Annotated in this window: 13 protein-coding genes; 9 read left to right on the forward strand and 4 right to left on the reverse strand. The window is 63.6% G+C overall.

What is annotated here, in order from left to right:
- Positions 1–167: 167 nt before the first annotated feature.
- The 4 genes from YU3_RS0104805 (at position 168) to YU3_RS0104820 (ending at position 5,005) form a co-directional block, all read left to right on the forward strand.
- On the forward strand, positions 168–2,114 hold the full coding sequence (locus tag YU3_RS0104805) for a bifunctional UDP-sugar hydrolase/5'-nucleotidase (RefSeq protein ID WP_027165177.1): 1,947 nt from the start codon (positions 168–170) through the stop codon (positions 2,112–2,114).
- Positions 2,115–2,368: 254 nt separating this feature from the next.
- Positions 2,369–3,433, forward strand: a complete 1,065-nt coding sequence (hemH, locus tag YU3_RS0104810; RefSeq protein WP_027165178.1) for a ferrochelatase — start codon at positions 2,369–2,371, stop codon at positions 3,431–3,433.
- A gap of 136 nt (positions 3,434–3,569) precedes the next feature.
- Positions 3,570–4,520, forward strand: a complete 951-nt coding sequence (locus YU3_RS0104815; protein WP_027165179.1) for an SPFH domain-containing protein — start codon at positions 3,570–3,572, stop codon at positions 4,518–4,520.
- Positions 4,521–4,540: 20 nt separating this feature from the next.
- Entirely contained in the window at positions 4,541–5,005 is a 465-nt protein-coding gene (locus YU3_RS0104820; protein ID WP_027165180.1) for an NfeD family protein, read from the forward strand.
- A gap of 194 nt (positions 5,006–5,199) precedes the next feature.
- Here YU3_RS0104820 and YU3_RS0104825 read toward each other — a convergent pair whose 3' ends face one another.
- Positions 5,200–6,201 carry a KpsF/GutQ family sugar-phosphate isomerase gene (locus YU3_RS0104825; RefSeq protein WP_027165181.1) on the reverse strand — a complete coding sequence of 334 codons (1,002 nt, stop codon included), beginning with the start codon at positions 6,199–6,201 and terminating at the stop codon, positions 5,200–5,202.
- Positions 6,202–6,361: 160 nt separating this feature from the next.
- Between YU3_RS0104825 and YU3_RS0104830 the strand changes: the two genes are divergently transcribed.
- Positions 6,362–8,149, forward strand: coding sequence for an outer membrane beta-barrel protein (locus YU3_RS0104830; protein ID WP_027165182.1), 1,788 nt, complete (start codon positions 6,362–6,364; stop codon positions 8,147–8,149).
- 19 nt (positions 8,150–8,168) lie between these two features.
- On the opposite strand, the gene galU is transcribed toward YU3_RS0104830, so the two are convergent.
- Positions 8,169–9,074, reverse strand: coding sequence for a UTP--glucose-1-phosphate uridylyltransferase GalU (galU, locus tag YU3_RS0104835; RefSeq protein WP_027165183.1), 906 nt, complete (start codon positions 9,072–9,074; stop codon positions 8,169–8,171).
- A 237-nt stretch (positions 9,075–9,311) separates the two neighbouring features.
- On the opposite strand from galU, the gene YU3_RS0104840 reads away from it, so the two are divergent.
- From YU3_RS0104840 to YU3_RS0104855, 4 genes are all read left to right on the forward strand, one after another.
- Entirely contained in the window at positions 9,312–10,529 is a 1,218-nt protein-coding gene (locus YU3_RS0104840) for a lytic murein transglycosylase (RefSeq protein ID WP_027165184.1), read from the forward strand.
- Between the two features lie 214 nt (positions 10,530–10,743).
- Positions 10,744–11,961, forward strand: coding sequence for a DUF459 domain-containing protein (locus YU3_RS0104845; protein WP_027165185.1), 1,218 nt, complete (start codon positions 10,744–10,746; stop codon positions 11,959–11,961).
- 289 nt (positions 11,962–12,250) lie between these two features.
- On the forward strand, positions 12,251–13,084 hold the full coding sequence (locus YU3_RS0104850; RefSeq protein ID WP_027165186.1) for a hypothetical protein: 834 nt from the start codon (positions 12,251–12,253) through the stop codon (positions 13,082–13,084).
- Positions 13,085–13,252: 168 nt separating this feature from the next.
- Positions 13,253–13,687 (forward strand): MAPEG family protein, encoded by a 435-nt coding sequence (locus tag YU3_RS0104855; RefSeq protein ID WP_245273423.1) that lies wholly within the window; start codon positions 13,253–13,255, stop codon positions 13,685–13,687.
- Between the two features lie 57 nt (positions 13,688–13,744).
- On the opposite strand, the gene YU3_RS0104860 is transcribed toward YU3_RS0104855, so the two are convergent.
- On the reverse strand, positions 13,745–15,199 hold the full coding sequence (locus tag YU3_RS0104860) for a glutamate synthase subunit beta (RefSeq protein ID WP_027165188.1): 1,455 nt from the start codon (positions 15,197–15,199) through the stop codon (positions 13,745–13,747).
- A gap of 143 nt (positions 15,200–15,342) precedes the next feature.
- Positions 15,343–20,079: a glutamate synthase large subunit gene (gltB, locus tag YU3_RS0104865; protein WP_027165189.1), complete on the reverse strand. Its 4,737-nt coding sequence runs from the start codon at positions 20,077–20,079 to the stop codon at positions 15,343–15,345.
- Between the last annotated feature and the right edge of the window lie 353 nt (positions 20,080–20,432).

The following is a 20,432-nucleotide window of genomic DNA, read 5'->3' on the forward strand; positions in this document are numbered from 1 at the left end:
GTTATTTTCCAGTCAAGCGAGGGGATTAATGCATGTCGCCCAAAAGTGCGCAGCGGTTTTGGGAGAACGTCATGCACGAAAGGAAAACCTTGAAGCGCATCGCTCGAATCCGATTGGACGCGGCGCGCTTCAAGCACCTTGGAAGTCAGCTCATCCGGGAGACGAAGATGAAGAAGATTGCCGCCATTTTAGCCCTGTCCGCCTCGACGCTTGGCCTGTCGGCGGGCGTGTCTTTTGCCGACTACACACTGAACATCCTGCATTTCAACGATTGGCACAGCCGCATCGAGGGCAACAACAAATACGAGTCGACCTGTTCCGCCGACGAGGAGACCAAGGGCGAATGCATCGGCGGCGCCGGCCGGCTGATCACCGCGATCGCTGAGCAGCGCAAGAAGCTCGAAGGACAGAACGTGCTGATGCTCAATGCAGGCGACAGCTTCCAGGGATCACTGTTCTACACCACCTACAAGGGAGCCGTGGAAGAGGAATTCCTCAACCAGATCAAGCCCGACGCGGTGACGCTGGGCAACCACGAATTCGACGACGGCGAGACCGCGCTGGTGCCCTACCTCGACAAGGCGAATTTCCCGATCGTCAGCGCCAATGTCTTGCCCAACGACAAGTCCGGCGCGGCGGGCAAGATCAAGCCGTCGATCGTGGTCGAGGTCGGCGGCCAGAAGATCGGCATCATCGGCGCCGTCACCAACGACACGCCGGAACTCGCCTCGCCCGGCCCGAACATCGCCATCGCGGACGATGTCAAGTCGATCACGGCGGAGGTTGAAAAACTCAAGGCGCAAGGGGTCAACAAGATCATCGCCGTCACCCATATCGGCTACCGGCGCGAGCGCGACGTCATCGCCAAGATCCCGGGCATCGACGTGGTGGTCGGCGGCCACAGCCATACGCTTCTGTCCAACACCGATCCGAAAGCCGAGGGACCGTATCCGACGATGGTCGACAACCCCGACGGCTCCAAGGTGCCGGTGGTACAGGCGGCGTCCTATTCGAAATATCTCGGCGAATTCAAGGTCGTGTTCGACGACAATGGCGTCGTCCAGGAAGCGAGCGGCGACCCGATCTTTCTCGACAAGTCGATCACGCCCGATCCAGCCGTTCTGGCCCGCATCAAGGAGCTTGGCGCGCCGATCGAGGCGCTGAAGAACAAGGAGGTCGCCGAGACCACCAAGCCGGTCGACGGCAGCCGCGAGAATTGCCGCGCCCGCGAATGCGAGATGGGCAATCTCGTCTCCGATGCCGTGCTCGACCGCGTCAAGGGCCAGGGCGTCGAGATCGTCATCTCAAATGGCGGCGGCCTGCGCGCCTCGATCGACCAGGGCACGGTGACCATGGGCGAGGTGCTGACCGTGCTGCCGTTCCAGAACACGCTGGCGACCTTCAAGATATCGGGCAAGGACCTTGTCGCGGGCCTCGAAAGCGGCCTCAGCCAGATCGAGGACGGCGCCGGCCGCTTCCCACAGGTTGCCGGCCTCAAATATTCCTTCGACAAGTCGGTGGCGCCCAATGCCGGCCGCGTCAAATCGGTCGAGGTGATGGAGAACGGCGCCTGGACGCCGATCAACCCGGACAAGCAGTACCTCGTCGCCACCAACAATTATGTCCGCCAGGGTGGCGACGGCTACAAGGTCTTCGCCGACAAGGCCACCGATGCCTATGACTACGGTCCTGGCCTCGAACAGGTGGTGGCGGATTATCTCGGCGCGCATCGGCCCTACACGCCGAAGCTCGACGGCCGCATCACCGAGGTTGCGGCAACGACGGCGGCGGCGGAACCCGCCAAGCCTGCGGAACCGGCGGCTGCGGCGACGGCGCCCGCACCGGCAGCGGAACCGTCGAAGCCCGCCGAGACCACCCCGGCAACGCCTGCTCCTGCCGCCGAGCCGGCCAAGCCAGCGGAAGCAACGCCGGCTGAAGCCAAGCCTGCCGAGACCAACCATACCGTCGCCACTGGCGACACCTACTGGGACCTGGCCAAGAAAGCCTATGGCGACGCCACCAAGTGGAAGCTGATCTCCGAGGCCAACAAGGACTACAGGCCGCGCCGCCTGCCGCTCGGCGCGACGCTGACCATTCCGCCGGCCGCGAAGTAAGCCTTCCAGGAAATTCACGGCACCCGTCCTGGAAACAGGGCGGGTGTCCTGTTTTTAGCTGGGCCAGTTTTCAGCTCGGAAGGTGCGGCCAGACGCAGCATTGTAAACCGGCGCGGCATCGTTAGTTTCGCGGCCCGAGCAATTCCAGGGAAAGCGCGCGGCGGTTTTCTATCCGGAATTGCGCTAAACAGGCATTGCTACGACCCTGTGGTCGGTGAAAGCTGAGCCGCTCCTGTTGCGCCCGGAGACAGTCGATGACGCTTGCCAACCCTGCCGATGCGAAAGCCGCCGAGACCGCCGGTCCGGCGCAGGCTGCCGCCGCGCCGGTCAAACCGGGCAAGGTCGGCATCATGCTTGTCAATCTCGGCACGCCCGACGGCACAGACTTCAAGCCGATGTGGCGGTACCTGCGCGAATTCCTCTCCGACCCGCGCGTCATCGAGCTCAACAAGGCGATCTGGTATCCGATCCTCTATGGACTGGTTCTGACCACCCGGCCGAAGAAATCCGGCGCCAACTACGCCAGGATCTGGAACCGGCAGATGAACGAGTCGCCGCTGCGCAGTTTCACCCGCGCCCAGGCCGGGAAACTGGCCCCGGCGCTGGCCGACCTGCCCGATGTGGTGGTCGATTGGGCGATGCGCTACGGCAGTCCCTCGACAGCAAGCGTCGTTCAAAAGCTGGTCGAGCAGGGCTGCGAGCGCGTCCTCACCTTTCCGCTCTATCCGCAATATTCGGCGACGACGACGGCGACTGCCAACGACCAGTTGTTCCGCGCGCTGATGACGATCAGGCGCGCGCCGGCGATCCGCAGCGTGCCGCCCTATTATGACGAACCGGTCTATATCGAGGCGCTTGCCCGTTCGATCGAGAAGCATCTGGCGACGCTCGATTTCGTGCCGGAGGTGGTGATCACCTCCTACCACGGCATCCCCAAGCCGTATTCCGACAAGGGCGACCCCTACCGGGCGCATTGCCTGGAGACGACGAGGCTGCTGCGGACAAGGCTCGGCTGGGACGAGAAGAAACTCATCACCACCTTCCAGTCGCGTTTTGGCGCGCAGGAATGGCTGCAGCCCTATACCGACGTGACCGTCGAGAAGCTGGCCAAGGACGGCGTGAAATCGATCGCCGTCGTCAATCCCGGCTTTTCCGTCGACTGCATCGAGACGCTGGACGAGATCGGCCGTGAAGCGGCCGAAACCTTCCATCACGCCGGCGGCGAGAACTTTGCCCATATCCCCTGTCTCAACGACAGCGCCGAGGGCATGGCGGTCATTGAAGCGCTGGTGCGGCGCGAGCTTTCCGGCTGGGTGTGACCGGTTTCACCGACAGGCTCGAAACCGGTGCGCAAAACCCGCCGCTAACCAATATTAGCGATCACCCGATTGTAACGTTGCGGAAACACACTTAAGTGATTCTGTGAGGTCGCCGCCTTTTGAGGGGAGAAACGAAATGGGTTTCAGCGGTTTCGATATTGCCATCATTGCTCTTGTTGCACTTGTCGTATTGGTGCTTTTCAAGGGCATCCGGACAATCCCGCAAGGCTACAATTATACGGTTGAGCGTTTTGGTCGTTATACCAAGACATTGAGTCCGGGCCTCAATCTCATCGTCCCGTTCGTCGACCGCATCGGCGCCAAGATGAACATGATGGAGCAGGTGCTCGACGTCCCGAGCCAGGAAATCATCACCCGCGACAATGCCATTGTCGGTGTCGACGGCATCGCCTTCTTCCAGATCCTCAACGCGGCGCAGGCGGCTTACCAGGTCGCCGGCCTGCAGAACGCCATCCTCAACCTGACGATGACCAACATCCGCACGGTCATGGGTTCGATGGACCTCGACGAGCTTCTGTCGAACCGCGACGCCATCAACGAGCGCCTGCTGCGCGTGGTCGACGAGGCCGCGCACCCATGGGGCATCAAGATCACCCGCGTCGAGATCAAGGACATCAATCCGCCGGCCAACCTCATCGAATCGATGGGACGGCAGATGACGGCCGAGCGCAACAAGCGCGCGCAGATCCTCGCCGCCGAAGGTCTCAAGCAGTCGCAGATCCTGGAGGCCGAGGGTCGCAAGGAAGCCGCGTTCCGCGATGCCGAGGCTCGCGAACGCTCGGCTGAAGCCGAAGCCCGCGCCACACAAGTCGTGTCCGAAGCCATTTCCAAAGGCGACGTCCAGGCTCTCAACTACTTCGTCGCCCAGAAATACACGGAAGCGCTGACCAAGATCGGCTCGGCCGCCAACAGCAAGGTCGTGCTGATGCCGCTTGAGGCTTCTTCGTTGATCGGCACGCTTGGCGGCATTGGCGAGATTGCCAAGGAAGTGTTCAGGAGCGAAGGCAGCAACGGCGCGCAACGGCAGGCCGCCCGCCCGCCCGTGGTTCGCCCGAGCGAGAGCTGAGTTCATAGGAGGCTGCTCCCATGCTCGACCGCATTGTGTTCGAACTCGGCCCGTGGAACTGGATGGTTCTCGGCTTCGTGCTGCTGGTGATGGAGGTTATCGCTCCCGGCATTTTCATGCTGTGGATCGGCATCGCGGCGCTGCTCATCGGCGCGATCTCGCTGCTGATCTGGGACGCGAGCTTCTGGACCTGGCAAGTTCAGGTGCTCGCCTTCCTCGCGCTTTCACTGGTTTCGGCCTACGTCGGCAAGAAGCTCGTTGGCGGCCGCCACGATCCGACCGATCAGCCGTTGCTGAACCGCCGTGGCGCGCAGATGGTCGGCAAGATGGCCACGCTTGCCGAGCCGATCAAGGACGGCCGCGGCCGCATCAAGCTCGGTGATACGCTGTGGCGTGTCTCAGGCCCGGATCTGCCGGCCGGGACACAGGTGCGCGTGACGGGCGCCGCCGACACCGATCTGGATCTGACGGTAGAGGCGGTCTGAACCGAGGCGACGTCAGGATGCGTTGAGATTTTCAGGTCAGGCCAACCTCGCCTGAATTTCAATGCATCCTGGAAGCAATTCCAGGAAAAGAGTGAGCGGTTAAGTTCGGCGTCTTCGCCGTAACGTTCCGTTCGGAATTGCGTCAAAACAAAGGGATTGAGCGGTTCGCCGTTTCCATGAAACGGTGAAACGCTCTAAGCCGCGCCGATCCGCAGCAGATCGTGCAAATGGACGAGCCCGACCGGCCGTCCGCCCTCGACCACCATCAGGCTGGTGATGGCGGAAGCGTTGATCGTTTGCAGCGCCGTCGCGACCAGCGTGTCAGGGGCCGCCGTCTTCGGCTTCTTCGTCATCACCTGATCGACGCTCATCGACAGAAGATCGGTGCCGATATGCCGGCGGATGTCGCCATCTGTGATGATGCCGACAAGCGCGCCGTCAGCACCGGTGATCGCCACACAGCCAAAACCTTTGCGCGAAAGCTCGGCAATCGCTTCGCGCATGCCGGTGCCCGACGGCACCAGGGGCAACCGTTCGCCGACATGCATGATCTCGCGCAACTGGGTCAGATTGGCGCCGAGCTGGCCGCCAGGATGGAAGGTCCGGAAATGGTCCGGCGTGAAGCCCCGCGCCTCGAGCAGCGCGATCGCCAGCGCATCGCCCATGACGAGCTGCAGCAAGGCGGAGGTTGTCGGTGCCAGCCCATGCGGACAGGCCTCAGGCACGGCCGGCAGCAGCAGCACCACGTCGGCGGCGCGCGCCAGCGCCGAGCTCTCGCCCGACGTGATGGCGATCAGCGGGATGGAGAAGCGCCTGGAATAGGCGACGATGCCCATCAGTTCCTTGCTCTCGCCCGACCAGGACATGGCAATGATGGCGTCATCCCGGGCGATCATGCCGAGATCGCCGTGATTGGCCTCTGCAGGATGGACGAAGAAAGCCGGCGTTCCGGTCGAGGCGAGCGTCGCTGCGATCTTGCCACCGATATGGCCGCTCTTGCCGACGCCGGTGACGATGACACGCCCCTCGATCCGAGAAATCAGATCGATGGCTGCCGCGAATGGCTCAGCCAGTCCGTTTGCGAGCGCGGCGGCCAGCGCCGCCACACCGGCCTGCTCCGTCGCCACCGTTCTCAGCGCCGATTCGATCGCAGCCTGCCTGTCCGGCTGCTTTCTTTCTGGGGACCCCGCATGCATGGGGCAAGCGATTAGCGCTTTGCCGCGCCCCTGTCCAACGGAATTGCCGCGGTCTGCCGATCCGGACGTCTCCAGGGCGGCTCTCTCAACCCTCCGTTAACCATCCGCATTTACGGTTCGGTAAGTATGGCGCAACCGCGCCGCGCAAGCAGTGGTGACGATGTCCGGGGGCCAGCCTGAAACGAAAATCGGTCGAAGGGGCATTGCCATTGCGGCACTGCTGCTGACGGCAAGCGCTCTCGCTTTGCTGCGCCCGGTTCCGGCATTTTCGCAGGAAACCGAGCTGCGTGGCGAGGTTTCCGAATCGGCCATACTCGCCGACCAGCAGCGCAAGGCCAGGCAGTTGAGGGCGCAAGGGTCGCAGGATCAGAACTCGCCCGCCGCGGTGCCCCTCCAGGACACGACGACGACCTATCAGCCGGCAAGCCCCGGCGCTGTTCCCGATGACGACCAGGCCGCGGGAGCAACGGACAGCATCTTCGACCAGCAGCCGCAGGCAACCGACGACTCATCGGCCGGCACGACGGCGCCGGTAAAACCGCGCCGGCCTTCGACGGCGAAGCAGCGCACGCAGGACGCCAAGGCAAAGGCCGACACCAAGGCGGTCGACAAGAAAAAAGCTAAGAAGAAAACGGCCACGGACGCCACGACCACCGCTGCCACCGCCCGCACAAGCAGCCAGGCCGACGCCGCCGCCGATGAGGAGGATGCCAACCGCCGCGCGGTCACCATCGACAGCGTCGACAGGCAGAAGCTGGATCCCGGAGCGGAGCGCACGGCATCCATCGAGGGCCAGAAGATCAAGCCCGAGGACGATCCCTTCGCCGCTCCCGGTGTCAAGATCGGCACCTTTCTGTTCCGGCCGACGCTCGAGCAGGGTTTCACCGCGACGTCCAACGCCGATTCCAGCAGCACCGGCAAATCAGCGGTTCTATCCGAGACGGCGCTGCGTTTCACGGCGACCTCAGACTGGCGCGAGAATTCGGCTTTGATCACCGGCTACGGCCTGTTCCGCAACACCGTCTCCGGCCAGAAGATCGACGACGCGCAGGGCCGCATCGAAGGCCAGCTCAATGTCGACCTCGACAACGAGCTGCGCGCCATCGCCAAGCTCGGCTATGAGGCGGCACCGGAATCCGCCTCCTCGCCGGACGCGATCGCCGGCGTCACCCAACAGCCGCTGCGTCAGACCGTGGACGGCAGCCTCGGCATCGAAAAGAGCGTCGGCAAGATGCACTATGCGCTGACCGGCGCGGTCTCGCACGACTTCTACGGCGACGCCGAACTTTCAGACGGGACCAGCATATCGCAAAAGGACCGCGACTCCACGCTCTACACGGCGACCTTGCGCACCGGCTACGAGATTTCGCCGGCGCTGACGCCCTTCACGGAGGTCGAGGCCGGGCGACGCATCTATGACCTGCGCGTCGACGCCGACGGCTTCGAACGGTCCTCGACCAGGCTTGGCGCGCGCGCCGGGCTCGAGCTCGACATGGGCGAGAAGCTGTCCGGTGAATTTTCCGTTGGCTGGCTGCGTGAAGCGATCGACGACGACCGCCTTCCGGCTGTGGCGGGTCCGAGCATCGACGCCGGCCTGAAATGGTCGCCCGAGCGCGGCACGATCATCGGACTCACCGGAAAAACCAACGTCGAGACCACCACGACGGCCGGCGAGAGCGGCGATATCCTCTACTCCGGCCGTCTGACCGGCGAGCGCCAGATCCGCGCCAATCTGACGGCGAATTCAGCACTTGGCCTCGATTGGCGCGATTATACTGGCTCCGACGGCCACGACCTGATCCTGAGCGCCGAGGCCGGGCTGACATGGTGGCTGAACCGCTATGCCGGAATTACCACCCGCGTCAGGACCGAGAAGCTGACCAGCAACCTGCCCGGACGCGACTACACCGCCAATAGCGTGTATCTCGGGCTGAAGGTTCAGCGGTAAAGTTCGACGGAAGGCAGGCCTAAGAAGCGGCCCCGCGGCGCTCCTCCGGCTGAACCTCATCCAGCAGCGTGCGGATGACGTCGGCCATGCTGCCATTCATGTCGCTGCGCCAGAGCGCGAAGGCGACATTGGCCTCGACGAAACCCTCCGGCGAGCCGCAGTCGAAGGTGCGCCCCTTGTAGTGATAGCCGTAGAAAGCCTGCTTTTTCTCCAGCTTCAGCATCGCGTCGGTCAGTTGGATCTCGTTGCCGGCGCCGCGTTCCTGGCTTTCCAGGATGCCGAATATCTCCGGCTGCAGGATATAGCGGCCGTTGATGAAGAGGTTGGAGGGCGCGGTGCCCTGCTTCGGCTTCTCGACCATCCCGGTGATGCGGAAGCCGTGATGGGTGTCCTCGCCGCGGCCGACGATACCGTATTTGTGGGCCTCGGCCGGGTCGCATTCCTGCACGGCGATGATGTTGTTTCCGGTCTCGGCATAGAGCTCGACCATGTCCTTCATGCAGCTCTTTTCCGACTGCATGATCATGTCGGGCAAAAGCAGCGCGAAGGGCTCGTCGCCGACCAGCTCGCGGGCGCACCAGACGGCGTGGCCGAGGCCCAGCGGCACCTGCTGGCGCGTGAAGCTCGTCTGTCCCGGCGCCGGCTGCAGCCGCTGCAGGCGGGCAAGCTGGTCGTCCTTGCCGCGCTGTGCAAGCGTGTCATAGAGCTCGAACTGGACGTCGAAATGGTCCTCGATGACCGCCTTGTTGCGCCCGGTGACGAAGATGAAATGCTCGATGCCGGCCTCGCGCGCCTCGTCGACCACATATTGGATGACCGGTCGGTCGACGACGGTCAGCATTTCCTTCGGGATGGCCTTGGTGGCCGGAAGGAACCGCGTGCCGAGGCCGGCGACCGGGAAAACTGCCTTGCGAACACGCTTCATGCTGACACCCCTGCGTTTCAATCAATTATCCGCTCGGCGGCGCGCTCCGCAATCCCCCTGACACTTTCACGGCGGAATCATTTTAACGCCGGAATGTTGGACTACCGAACCGCCAGGCCGACTGTGAGAACTAAAGCCCTGACACCTCTTTTCGTTCCCGGCGGCACCTATGGTAAACTAAATGCTAACCCGGTTCGGCGTTGAATGATCCTTCCTGATTTGACGAAGGAGGAAATGATGTCCGTTCGCAGCACCGCAAGGCGCCTGACGGCACTGGTGACGGCCGCCGGCCTCACGCTGGCCTTGCTGATGTCCGGACCCGCTTTCGCCGATGCCGGGTTCCGCCAGTGGGTCTCGGCTTTCCGCGCCACCGCGGTCGCGGGCGGCGTTTCGGGCGCTGTCTACGATCAGTCCATGAGAGGCCTCGAGCCCGACCCGGTCGTGCTGGAAAAGGCCCGCACCCAGCCGGAATTCACCGCGCCCGCCTGGGACTATTTCGACAACCGGGTGCATGACCAGTCGGTGGCCAACGGCCAGGCGATGGCGAAGAAGTGGAAGCCGTGGCTCGATCGCATCGAGGCGCGGTTCGGTGTCGACCGCAACATCCTTCTGGCCATCTGGTCGATGGAATCGAACTATGGCGAGACGCTCAAGCGCGACGATATCATGCGCAACGTCGTCCGTTCGCTGGCAACGCTCGCCTATGGCGATCCAAAGCGATCGAAATATGCCCGCACCCAGCTGATCTCGGCGTTGAAGATCCTGCAGACCGGCGACATCGACGAAAGCCATCTGATGGGCTCCTGGGCCGGCGCGATGGGACAGACGCAGTTCATCCCGACCAGCTATCAGCGCTATGCGGTCGACATGGACGGCAACGGCAAGCGCGACATCTGGAATTCGATCCCCGACGCGCTGGCGACCTCCGCCAACCTGCTCAGGAAGAACGGCTGGCAGGCCGGCAAGACCTGGGGCTATGAGGTCACCATACCGGCAGGCAAATTGCCTGGCGGGGCCAAGACGATCGCCCAATGGCAGGCGCTCGGCGTCGCCAGGGCCAGCGGCAAGCCGTTCAAGAACCTGACCGACAAGGCGACGCTGAAGGTGCCGGACGGCCGGGGCGGCCCCGCCTTCCTGATGATCCGGAATTTCTCCGTCATCAAGGCCTACAACAATGCCGACAAATACGCTTTGGCCGTCGGCCTCCTGGCCGACGAGATCTCTGGCGGCACCGGGCTGGTGCAGGACTGGCAACGGCCTTTCACCAAGCTCAGCTTCGAGGAGCGGCAGGAATTGCAGAAGCGGCTTTCCGAGCACGGCTATTATGACGGCAAGTTCGACGGCAAGATCGGCGATGGCTCGAAAGCCGCCATCATTGCCTATCAGGCAAAGGTCGGCCTGAGCCAGGATGGCTATCCGAGCATGGAAGTGCTCAAATGGCTCCGCAAGCAGTAGAGCCGTCCAGAGCAATTCCAGGAAAAGTGCGCAGCGGTTTTCCGCTCGGAATTGCGCAAATAAGATACTTGGAGCGGACTGGTGATTCTATGAAACGCTGAACCGCTCTAAGGCGCCAAGCATCCTTTCAAATACCGTAAGGATGCTGTAGCGCTTCGGCTTGCGCATGACTTTCCCATGTCTGCCTGGTCATGCGCCGGGGATGGAGAGGTGATTGGTTACGGTTGCGCGTATCAGGCAAAGCATTCGCCGGGCGCCGATCCTGATTCTCGCCCTTGCCGTGCTTGTCGTCACCGCCGCCGGCGCCTTCCACGCCCCTGCGTTCGCGCAGGAGGAGAGCCACGGCTGGTCGCTGCGTGATCTCCTTTTCCCGCGCCGCAGCGAACGGGTCGAGCCACCGGTCGAAATCCAGAAAGCAAGGCCGAAACCGAAGAAGAAATCCAAGCCGCGCCCGCCGGCCGAGCCGGAGACGCCGATCGTCGAGAAGACAAACGACGCCCGTGTCGTGCTGGTGGTCGGCGATTTCCTGGCGAGTGGGCTGGCCGAAGGCCTGGACACCGCTTTTGCCGACAATCCCGCCGTCAGGATCGTGGCCCGCAGCAACGGTTCGTCCGGCTTCGTCCGCGACGATTTCTATAACTGGCCGGCCGAGATCAAGTCGCTGATCGAGACCGAGAAGCCGGCGGCCGTGATCGTCATGCTGGGCTCCAACGACCGCCAGCAGATGAAGGTCGGCGACGTGCGCGAGCAGCCGCGCTCGGAGAACTGGACCAAGGAATATGAGCGCCGCACCGATGCGCTCGGCAAGGCGATACAGGACGCCAAGGTGCCGTTCCTGTGGGTCGGCATGCCGGCATTTCGGGTGGCGAAGATGAACTCGGACATGCTTGCCTTCAACGACATCTATCACTCGGCCGCCGAAAAGCATGGCGGCGAATTCGTCGATGTCTGGGACGGCTTCGTCGACGAGAACGGCGCTTTCGTCACCTCCGGCCCGGACATCAACGGCCAGCCGGTTCGCTTGCGTTCCGACGACGGCATCAACGTCACCAAGGCCGGCAAGCGCAAGCTCGCCTTCTACACCGAAAAGCCGCTGGCCAAGATCCTCGGCCTTGCGGCGCCGGGAAGCATCACGACCGTGTCGGCGCCGACCGGCGCTCCGGTCGAGGCGCCGGCGCCGGCAACGGCGCCCGTCATCGTCGACCGCACCGCGCCGATGCTGCTTGGCGACCCGGCGCTCGATGGCGGCTCGGAATTGCTCGGCGCCGCGCCGCCGGCCAAGGCTGATCCGAACCTGCCTGGTGAAAAGCTGATCAAGGAGGGCAAGGCGCCCGCCGCCTCGCCCGGCCGCGCTGACGATTTTTCCTGGCCGCCGAAACCGGCCACCGCGGCCGCCGCCGGGTCGGACACGACGACGGCGATCACTCCTTAGAGCAATTCGAAAGAGTGTCGGCGAACCCGTCCGCAATTGCGTAAACCAAGGAACGCCTCGCGCGATGGCGAAAGGCTGGCGTCTAATGCATGTCGCCCAGAAGTGCGCAGCGGTTCTGGGACAACGACATGTATCAAAACAAAGACTTTAAAGCGCGTCGCCTGAATCCGCTTCGGCGCGACGCGCTTTAGAACCCGCCGATGGACGGCATCGCCGATACCGCTGTGCGCCGCCGCCAATCTCGCGTAGACAGTCCTGCCCCAACCTGGCCCCTGCGCGTGAGAACTCCATGCGGATACTGTTGCAAACCCTCTTCCTCGGCCTTGCCGCTGCCGGCAGCCTGTCGCCCGCGCGGGCAGCAGCCGGCGATTGCGGCGATGCCGCCGCCCTGGTGCAGCAGGCCTATCCCCAGGCCCGAAAGACCGCCGACGGCGCCTTGTTCACGCTCCAGCCCCATACGAGCATCGCCCCGACGGAGGGCGATACGCCATTCGATCTGGTCTGCAAGATCTGGCCCGCCCATGACGACCTGCTCTTGGTCGCGGTGCCGCTGATGGACAGTTCCCAACCCAGCGACTACGCGCATGCCGGCGATATCGAGCTTTTGATCGTCGACAGGAAGAGCCGGCAGGTGCGCCAGCGTTTGCTCCAGGCTGGGCTAATGAATGACGATGCCATCGCCATCCGCAAGGTCGAACTCGATACCGGCCGCTATGCGCTGGCGCCCGATGTCACCGCCTTCGGCCTGCGCATCGAAATGGCGAACAATTCGCTGCCTGACCCCTTCAGTGAAACCGACCTGCGGCTCTATGCCGTCGGTGGCGATTCCCTGCGGATGGTGCTCGATGGCCTGGTCGTGGCCGGCAATGGCGGCGAGGGCGATACCAATTGCGCCGGATCCTTCCATACCAGTCAGGTCAGCCTGGCGATGAGCCCGGCCAAACATCACGGCTACCACGACATCACGGTTGTCGAGCGGATGGATACCGACAATCCGCTGCCCGACAACAATGGTGAGTGCCAGTCCCATCCCGGCAAGTCGGTGAAGCGGACCTATCGGCTGCGCTATGACGGCAGCCGCTATGCGTATCCGGCGGCGCTCAAGGCCTTGGAGCCGCCGTGAGACGGCCTCTCAGGTCATTCGGACATCGTGTGCGCGACGGCCGTCATTTTCTCGGGATGACCGAGCCTGTGAGCGCGCGAGCGTAGACGATAAGGGCGGCCGTGCACGGCGTTGCAAGCATTCCGCGCCAAGTGGAATAATGGCATTATCCGCTGGTGGCAATATCCGATGGCTGCGGTCAGGATTGGGGGCGAAATGTCAGCGACGGGCTACGCGTTGACCGGGTTCATGGCTTGGACGCTTTGCTTACTCATCTGCATGGAGGTCGTGCGGACCTATCTCGTTGCGACAGGCCGGGTGCCAGCAAATGGTTTCAGCCCCGACAACGCCGGCCTGTCGCCCTTTATGCAGCGACTGGCGCGGGCTCATGCGAATTGCGTCGAGGGCCTGCCCATATTCGGAGGTCTCATGGCGCTGGCAATCATGACCTCTCGCGTTTCGATCACCGATCCTGTTGCGTACTGGTTCCTCGCGGCTCGTGTCACGCAGTCGATCATTCATTTGACGTCGACAAGCCCAACGGCGGTCAAGGTCCGATTTTCGGCGTTTGCGGTCCAGATGGCCGTCGGCGCCTACTGGGCGGCAGCGCTACTGGTCAGCTAGCCCGAGCATTTTTTCGCCCGAGCGGAAGCATTTGACGTTCATAGAACGCGTCCGACCTCAGCGCGGCAGCACCGTCGATCCCATCAGCGCCTCGTCGATCGAGCGCGCCGCCTGGCGGCCCTCGCGGATGGCCCACACCACCAGCGACTGGCCGCGGCGCACGTCGCCTGCCGCATAGAGCTTGTCGACACTGGTCCGATAGTCGCGGTCGTTAGCCTCGACATTGTTCGAGCGGCGGCTGTCGGTGACGACCTTGATCTCGCCGTCGAGCTCCTTCATCAGGCTGTCGCTCGCCGGTCCGGCAAAGCCGATGGCGACGAAGGCGAGGTCGGCGCGGATCACGAATTCGCTGCCGGCGATCGGCTTGCGCTTGTCGTCCACCTCGCAGCAGCGGACGCCGGTCAGTTGGCCGTCCTCGCCGATGAATTCGAGCGTCGCCACCTGGAATTCGCGCTCGGCGCCCTCGGCCTGCGAGGAGGACGTGCGCATCTTCGTCGCCCAGTACGGCCATACCGCCAGCTTGTCTTCCTTCTCCGGCGGCTGCGGACGGATGTCGAGCTGAGTCACGCGTACTGCGCCCTGGCGGAAAGCGGTGCCGATGCAGTCGGACGCGGTGTCGCCGCCGCCAACCACGACGACATGCTGGCCGCCGGCGATGATCGGGTGCGAGGGCCACGCCACCGACTGGATCGGCTCGCCGCCGACACGGCGGTTCTGCTGCACCAGATAGGGCATGGCGTCATAGACGCCGCTGAGATCGCTGCCCGGAATGCCGGCCGGACGCGGCGTTTCGGAGCCTCCGCAATAGAGCACCGCGTCATATTCTTCGAGAAGTTCGGCGACCGGCTTGTCGACGCCGACATTGACGCCGCAATGGAATGTGACGCCCTCGCCCTGCATCTGTTCGATGCGCCGGTCGATATAGTGCTTCTCGATCTTGAAGTCCGGAATGCCGTAGCGCATCAGCCCGCCGGGGCGGCTCTCGCGCTCATAGACATGCACGTCATGGCCGGCGCGGCCGAGTTGCTGCGCCGCCGCCATGCCGGACGGGCCGGAACCGACGACGGCAACCCGCTTGCCGGTCTTCTTTTCCGGCGGATAGGGCCGGATATGGCCGGTCTCGTAGGCCTTGTCCGCGATCGCCTGCTCGACCGTCTTGATGGCGACCGGAATGTCCTCGAGGTTCAGCGTGCAGGCTTCCTCGCAAGGCGCGGGGCAGATGCGGCCGGTGAACTCCGGGAAATTGTTGGTCGAATGCAGGTTGCGGATCGCGTTGTCCCAGTCGCCATTGTAGACGAGATCGTTCCAATCCGGGATCTGGTTGTGGATCGGGCAGCCCGTCGGCCCATGGCAGAACGGAATGCCGCAATCCATGCAGCGCGCGGCCTGTTTCTCGACCTCCTTGTCCGACATCGGCAGCGTGAATTCGCGGAAATGCCGGATGCGGTCCGAGGCAGGCTGGTACTTGTGCACCTGCCGGTCGATCTCGAGAAAGCCTGTTACCTTGCCCATAGTCCAGTCCCTGCTGTCCGAAGGCACGCTTTTGTCGGCGCACCCGTTAACCCCATAAGGCTGTCATGGCAACCGCAGTCCGGGGTCAGGATTGTTTGTGAGGATGGCGGCCGGAAAGTCATCTTCCCGGCCATGCCCGAAACCTATTCCGCCGCCACGCTCATGCGCATGCGTTCCATCTCGATCAGCGCGCGGCGGTATTCGACCGGCATGATCTTGCGGAATTTCGGCCGGAAGTTCTGCCAGTCGTCGAGGATTTCGCGGCCGCGCACCGAACCGGTGAAATGCACGTGGTTCGAGATCAGCTGGTAGAGACGTTCCTCGTCATGGCTGGTCATGTCGCCCGACACGTCGACGCGACCCTTGTGGTCGAGGTCGCCGCCGTGGTGGAGCAGCTTCTCCATCAGGTCGTCCTCTTCCGGAACCGGCTCCAGCTCGACCATCGCCATGTTGCAGCGCTCGGCGAAATCGCCCTTCTCGTCCAGCACATAGGCGACGCCGCCCGACATGCCGGCGGCGAAGTTGCGCCCCGTCTTGCCCAGAACGACGACGATGCCGCCGGTCATGTATTCGCAGCCATGGTCGCCGACGCCTTCGACGACGGCCGCCACGCCCGAATTGCGCACCGCGAAACGCTCGCCGGCGACGCCGGCGAAGTAAGCCTCGCCTTCGGTGGCGCCGTAAAGCACCGTGTTGCCGACGATGATCGAGTCCGCCGCCACGATCTTGGCCTCGTCCGGCGGGCGGATGACGATGCGGCCGCCCGACAGGCCCTTGCCGACATAATCGTTGCCGGCGCCGACGAGCTCGAAGGAGACACCGCGTGCCAGGAAAGCGCCGAAGGACTGGCCGGCGGTGCCGGTCAGCTTCACCTGGATCGTGTCTTCGCGCAGGCCTTTGTGCCTGAAACGCTTGGCCACTTCGCCCGACAGCATGGCGCCCGTCGACCGGTCGACATTGCGGATGTCCACCTCGATCTTGACCGGCTGCTTGGCATCCAGCGCCGGCTTCGCCAATTCGATCAGCTTGCGGTCGAGCACGTCGTCGATCGGATGCTTCTGCCGCTCGGTCCAGTGCAGCGCCTCATGCGGCGCGTCCGGCTTGAAGAACATCTTCGAGAAGTCGAGCCCCCGCGCCTTCCAATGCTGGATGACGTCGCGCTTTTCCAGGAGATCGGTGTCGCCGATGATCTGGTCGAGATGCGTGAAGCCCATTTCGGCAAGCAGCGCCCGCACCTCTTCCGCCACGTAGAAGAAGAAGTTGATGACGTGTTCGGGCGCGCCCTTGAAGCGCTTGCGCAGCACCGGATCCTGCGTCGCCACGCCCACCGGGCAGGTGTTGAGGTGGCACTTGCGCATCATGATGCAGCCGGCCGCGATCAGCGGTGCGGTCGAGAAGCCGAACTCGTCGGCGCCGAGCAGCGCGCCGATGATGACGTCGCGCCCGGTGCGCAATCCGCCGTCGACCTGCAGCGCCACTCTGCTGCGCAAGCCGTTGAGCACCAGCGTCTGGTGCGTTTCGGCCAGGCCCATTTCCCAGGGACTGCCGGCATGCTTGAGCGAGGTCAGCGGCGACGCGCCGGTGCCGCCGTCATAGCCGGAGATGGTGATGTGGTCGGCGCGCGCCTTGGCGACGCCCGCCGCGACCGTGCCGACGCCGACCTCCGACACCAGCTTGACCGAGACATCGGCCGCCGGGTTGACGTTCTTCAGATCGTAGATCAGCTGCGCCAGATCCTCGATCGAATAGATGTCGTGATGCGGCGGCGGCGAGATCAGGCCGACGCCGGGTGTCGAGTGCCTGACCTTGGCAATCGTCGCATCGACCTTGTGGCCAGGCAGCTGACCGCCTTCGCCGGGCTTGGCGCCTTGGGCTACCTTGATCTGCATGACATCGGAATTGACCAGATACTCCGCCGTGACACCGAACCGCCCCGAGGCGACCTGCTTGATCGCCGAACGTTCCGGGTTCTTGCCGCCGCCGGGCAGCGGCAGATAACGGTCGGCCTCTTCGCCGCCCTCGCCGGTGTTCGACTTGCCGCCGATGGTGTTCATGGCCCGCGCCAGCGTCGTATGCGCTTCCCTGGAGATCGAGCCGAACGACATCGCGCCGGTCGAGAAGCGCTTGACGATCTCGGCCGCCGGCATGACGTCCTCGATCGCCACCTTCTTGCGCCCGGTCTCGTCCGCCGGCCTGATCTTGAACAGGCCGCGGATGGTCTGGGCGCGTGCGGTCGCGCTGTCGATTTGCGCCGAATAGTCCTTGAACGTATCCCATGAGCCCTGCCGCACGGCGTGCTGCAAGGTGGCGACGGCGTCAGGCGACCACATATGCGCCTCGCCGCGCATGCGGTACATGTATTCGCCGCCGACTTCGAGGCTGTTGCGCAGCACCGGATCGCTACCGAAGGCATCGCTATGGCGGCTGAGCGTCTCGGTGGCGATCTCGTCCAGGCCGACGCCTTCGATCAGCGTCGCCGTGCCGGTGAAATACCTCACGACGAAATCCGACTTCAGCCCGATGGCGTCGAATATCTGCGCGCCGCAATAGGACTGGTAGGTCGAGATGCCCATCTTGGACATCACCTTGAGGATTCCCTTGCCGATTGACTTGATGTAGCGCGAGACCACTTCGTACTCGTCGACCTCTTCCGGCAGCTCGCCGCGCTTGTGCATGTCGAGCAGCGTGTCGAAAGCGAGATAAGGATTGATCGCTTCGGCGCCGTAGCCGGCCAGGCAGCAGAAATGATGCACCTCGCGCGGCTCGCCGGATTCGACGACCAGCCCGACCGACGTGCGCAGGCCCTTGCGGATCAGGTGGTGGTGCACCGCCGCCGTCGCCAGCAGCGAAGGAATGGCGATGCGATCCGGGCCGACCTGGCGGTCGGACAGGATAATGATGTTGTAGCCGCCGGCGACCGCCGCCTCCGCCCGCTCGCAGAGCCGGTCGATGGCGCCCTGCATGCCGGCAGCGCCCTCGTTCGAGCCGTAGGTGATGTCGATCGTCTTGGTGTCGAAACGGTCTTCGGTATGACCGATCGAGCGGATCTTCTCCAGATCGCCATTGGTCAGGATCGGCTGGCGCACTTCGAGCCGCTTGCGGCGCGATGTGCCGACGAGGTCGAAGATGTTCGGCCGCGGTCCGATGAAGGACACCAGGCTCATCACCAGCTCCTCGCGGATCGGATCGATCGGCGGGTTGGTGACCTGGGCGAAGTTCTGCTTGAAATAGGTGTAGAGCAGCTTCGACCTGTCCGACATCGCCGAGATTGGCGTGTCGGTGCCCATCGAGCCGACAGCTTCCTGCCCGGTGGTCGCCATCGGCGCCATCAGGAGCCTGGTGTCCTCCTGCGTGTAGCCGAAGGACTGCTGGCGGTCGAGCAGGCTGACATCCTTGCGCAGCGCACGCGGCTCGACCGGCTTCAAATCCTCGAGGATGAGCTGCGTGTTGGCCAGCCAGGTCTTGTAAGGGTGCCTGGTCGCGATCTCCGACTTGAGCTCTTCGTCGGAGACGATGCGGCCCTTCGCGAGATCGATGAGCAGCATGCGGCCGGGCTGCAGCCGCCACTTCTGCACGATCTTCTCCTCCGGCACCGGCAGCACGCCGGCCTCCGAAGCCATGATGACGCGGTCGTCATCGGTGACGATATAGCGCGCCGGGCGCAGGCCGTTGCGGTCGAGCGTGGCGCCGATCTGGCGGCCGTCGGTGAAGACCACCGCTGCCGGACCGTCCCACGGCTCCATCAGGGCGGCATGGTATTCGTAGAAAGCCTTGCGGTCGGCGTCCATGAGCTTGTTGCCGGCCCAGGCTTCCGGGATCAGCATCATCATGGCGTGGCTGAGCGAATAGCCGCCCTGGAACAGGAATTCGAGCGCGTTGTCGAAACACGCCGTGTCCGATTGTCCTTCATAGGAGATCGGCCACAGCTTCGAGATGTTGTTGCCGAACAGCTCGGAATCGACCGAGGCCTGGCGCGCCGCCATCCAGTTGTTGTTGCCGCGCACCGTGTTGATCTCGCCATTATGCGCGACCATGCGGTAGGGGTGCGCCAGCTTCCACGACGGAAAGGTGTTGGTCGAGAAGCGCTGGTGGACCAGGATCAGCGCCGTTTCGAAGCGCGGATCCTTGAGGTCCTTGTAATAGGCGCCGACCTGGTAGGCCAGGAACATGCCCTTATAAACGATGGTGCGCGCCGACAGCGACACGCAATAGGAACCGATGTCCTTGTTGTCGTTCTCGGCATAGATGCGGCCCGAGATCACCTTGCGCAGCAGATAGAGCCTTGCCTCATATTCCTCGTCGTCGGGAATGTCGGCCGTGCGGCCGATGAACACCTGCCGGTGGAACGGCTCGGACGCCACGATGTTGGGCGCCTTAGACAGCGACGAATTGTCGACCGGCACGTCGCGGAAGCCGATAAGCGGCAGTCCTTCCGACTGCGCCGATTCGGCGATGATCTCCTCGATGTGGGCGCGAAGCGCCGCGTCCTGCGGCATGAACCAATGGCCGACGCCATATTGGCCGGCCGGCGGCAGCTCGACGCCCTGCGCCGCCATCTCCTCGCGGAAGAACCCGTCCGGGATCTGAACCAGCAAGCCGGCACCGTCGCCGACCAGCGGATCGGCGCCGACGGCGCCGCGATGGGTGAGGTTCTCCAGCATCATCAGACCGTCCTCGACGATCTGGTGCGACTTCACGCCCTTCATGTTGGCGATGAAGCCGACGCCGCAGGCATCATGCTCGTTGCGCGGATCGTAAAGGCCTTGCGCGGTCATGCCGTTGGCAGTTCGGAGGTCTTTGGTCAGGACGGTATTTTTAACGGCTGGCGCTTTCGTCTGCGCGGCCTGGCCGTTCATCGCAGATGGCGTCAGTTCCGTCATCGTCCTATCCTCCGTTCTTCACCTTGACCTGAATTGTCTCAGGGCGCTGGTTTGCCTTGGGAAGCACAATGCTTCCCCTTCATCCTGCTGCACGTCTCGCGAAATCCATCGAACCATATGGCTATACGCCCGGTTCGCATCCGGTATCGTACAGGCCAGAGCCGGGCCGTCTACCCGCCGCTCGCGACAATGGCCGGAATGGCAGTGATGATACGCCAGTCCAGCCTGTTTTGTGCGACAAAATAAGACAGCACTACTGTCCTAAATTTTTTATGGCAGAAATCCGGCAGCCACACAAGACCGATTCACAAAAATCTTGGCGGCGCCGCGACACAAAATTTCGTGACAAGCGC

It is taken from the genome of Mesorhizobium sp. WSM3224 (genome assembly GCF_000427725.1).
Taxonomy (GTDB): domain Bacteria; phylum Pseudomonadota; class Alphaproteobacteria; order Rhizobiales; family Rhizobiaceae; genus Mesorhizobium.

Excerpts from the sequence above, each read along its gene's own strand:
- YU3_RS0104805 (WP_027165177.1), top strand. The coding sequence starts at position 168 with ATGAAGAAGATTGCCGCCATTTTAGCCCTGTCCGCCTCGACGCTTGGC.
- hemH (WP_027165178.1), top strand. The coding sequence starts at position 2,369 with ATGACGCTTGCCAACCCTGCCGATGCGAAAGCCGCCGAGACCGCCGGT.
- YU3_RS0104815 (WP_027165179.1), top strand. The coding sequence starts at position 3,570 with ATGGGTTTCAGCGGTTTCGATATTGCCATCATTGCTCTTGTTGCACTT.
- YU3_RS0104820 (WP_027165180.1), top strand. The coding sequence starts at position 4,541 with ATGCTCGACCGCATTGTGTTCGAACTCGGCCCGTGGAACTGGATGGTT.
- YU3_RS0104825 (WP_027165181.1), bottom strand. The coding sequence starts at position 6,201 with ATGCATGCGGGGTCCCCAGAAAGAAAGCAGCCGGACAGGCAGGCTGCG.
- YU3_RS0104830 (WP_027165182.1), top strand. The coding sequence starts at position 6,362 with ATGTCCGGGGGCCAGCCTGAAACGAAAATCGGTCGAAGGGGCATTGCC.
- galU (WP_027165183.1), bottom strand. The coding sequence starts at position 9,074 with ATGAAGCGTGTTCGCAAGGCAGTTTTCCCGGTCGCCGGCCTCGGCACG.
- YU3_RS0104840 (WP_027165184.1), top strand. The coding sequence starts at position 9,312 with ATGTCCGTTCGCAGCACCGCAAGGCGCCTGACGGCACTGGTGACGGCC.
- YU3_RS0104850 (WP_027165186.1), top strand. The coding sequence starts at position 12,251 with ATGCGGATACTGTTGCAAACCCTCTTCCTCGGCCTTGCCGCTGCCGGC.
- YU3_RS0104855 (WP_245273423.1), top strand. The coding sequence starts at position 13,253 with ATGGCTGCGGTCAGGATTGGGGGCGAAATGTCAGCGACGGGCTACGCG.
- YU3_RS0104860 (WP_027165188.1), bottom strand. The coding sequence starts at position 15,199 with ATGGGCAAGGTAACAGGCTTTCTCGAGATCGACCGGCAGGTGCACAAG.
- gltB (WP_027165189.1), bottom strand. The coding sequence starts at position 20,079 with ATGACGGAACTGACGCCATCTGCGATGAACGGCCAGGCCGCGCAGACG.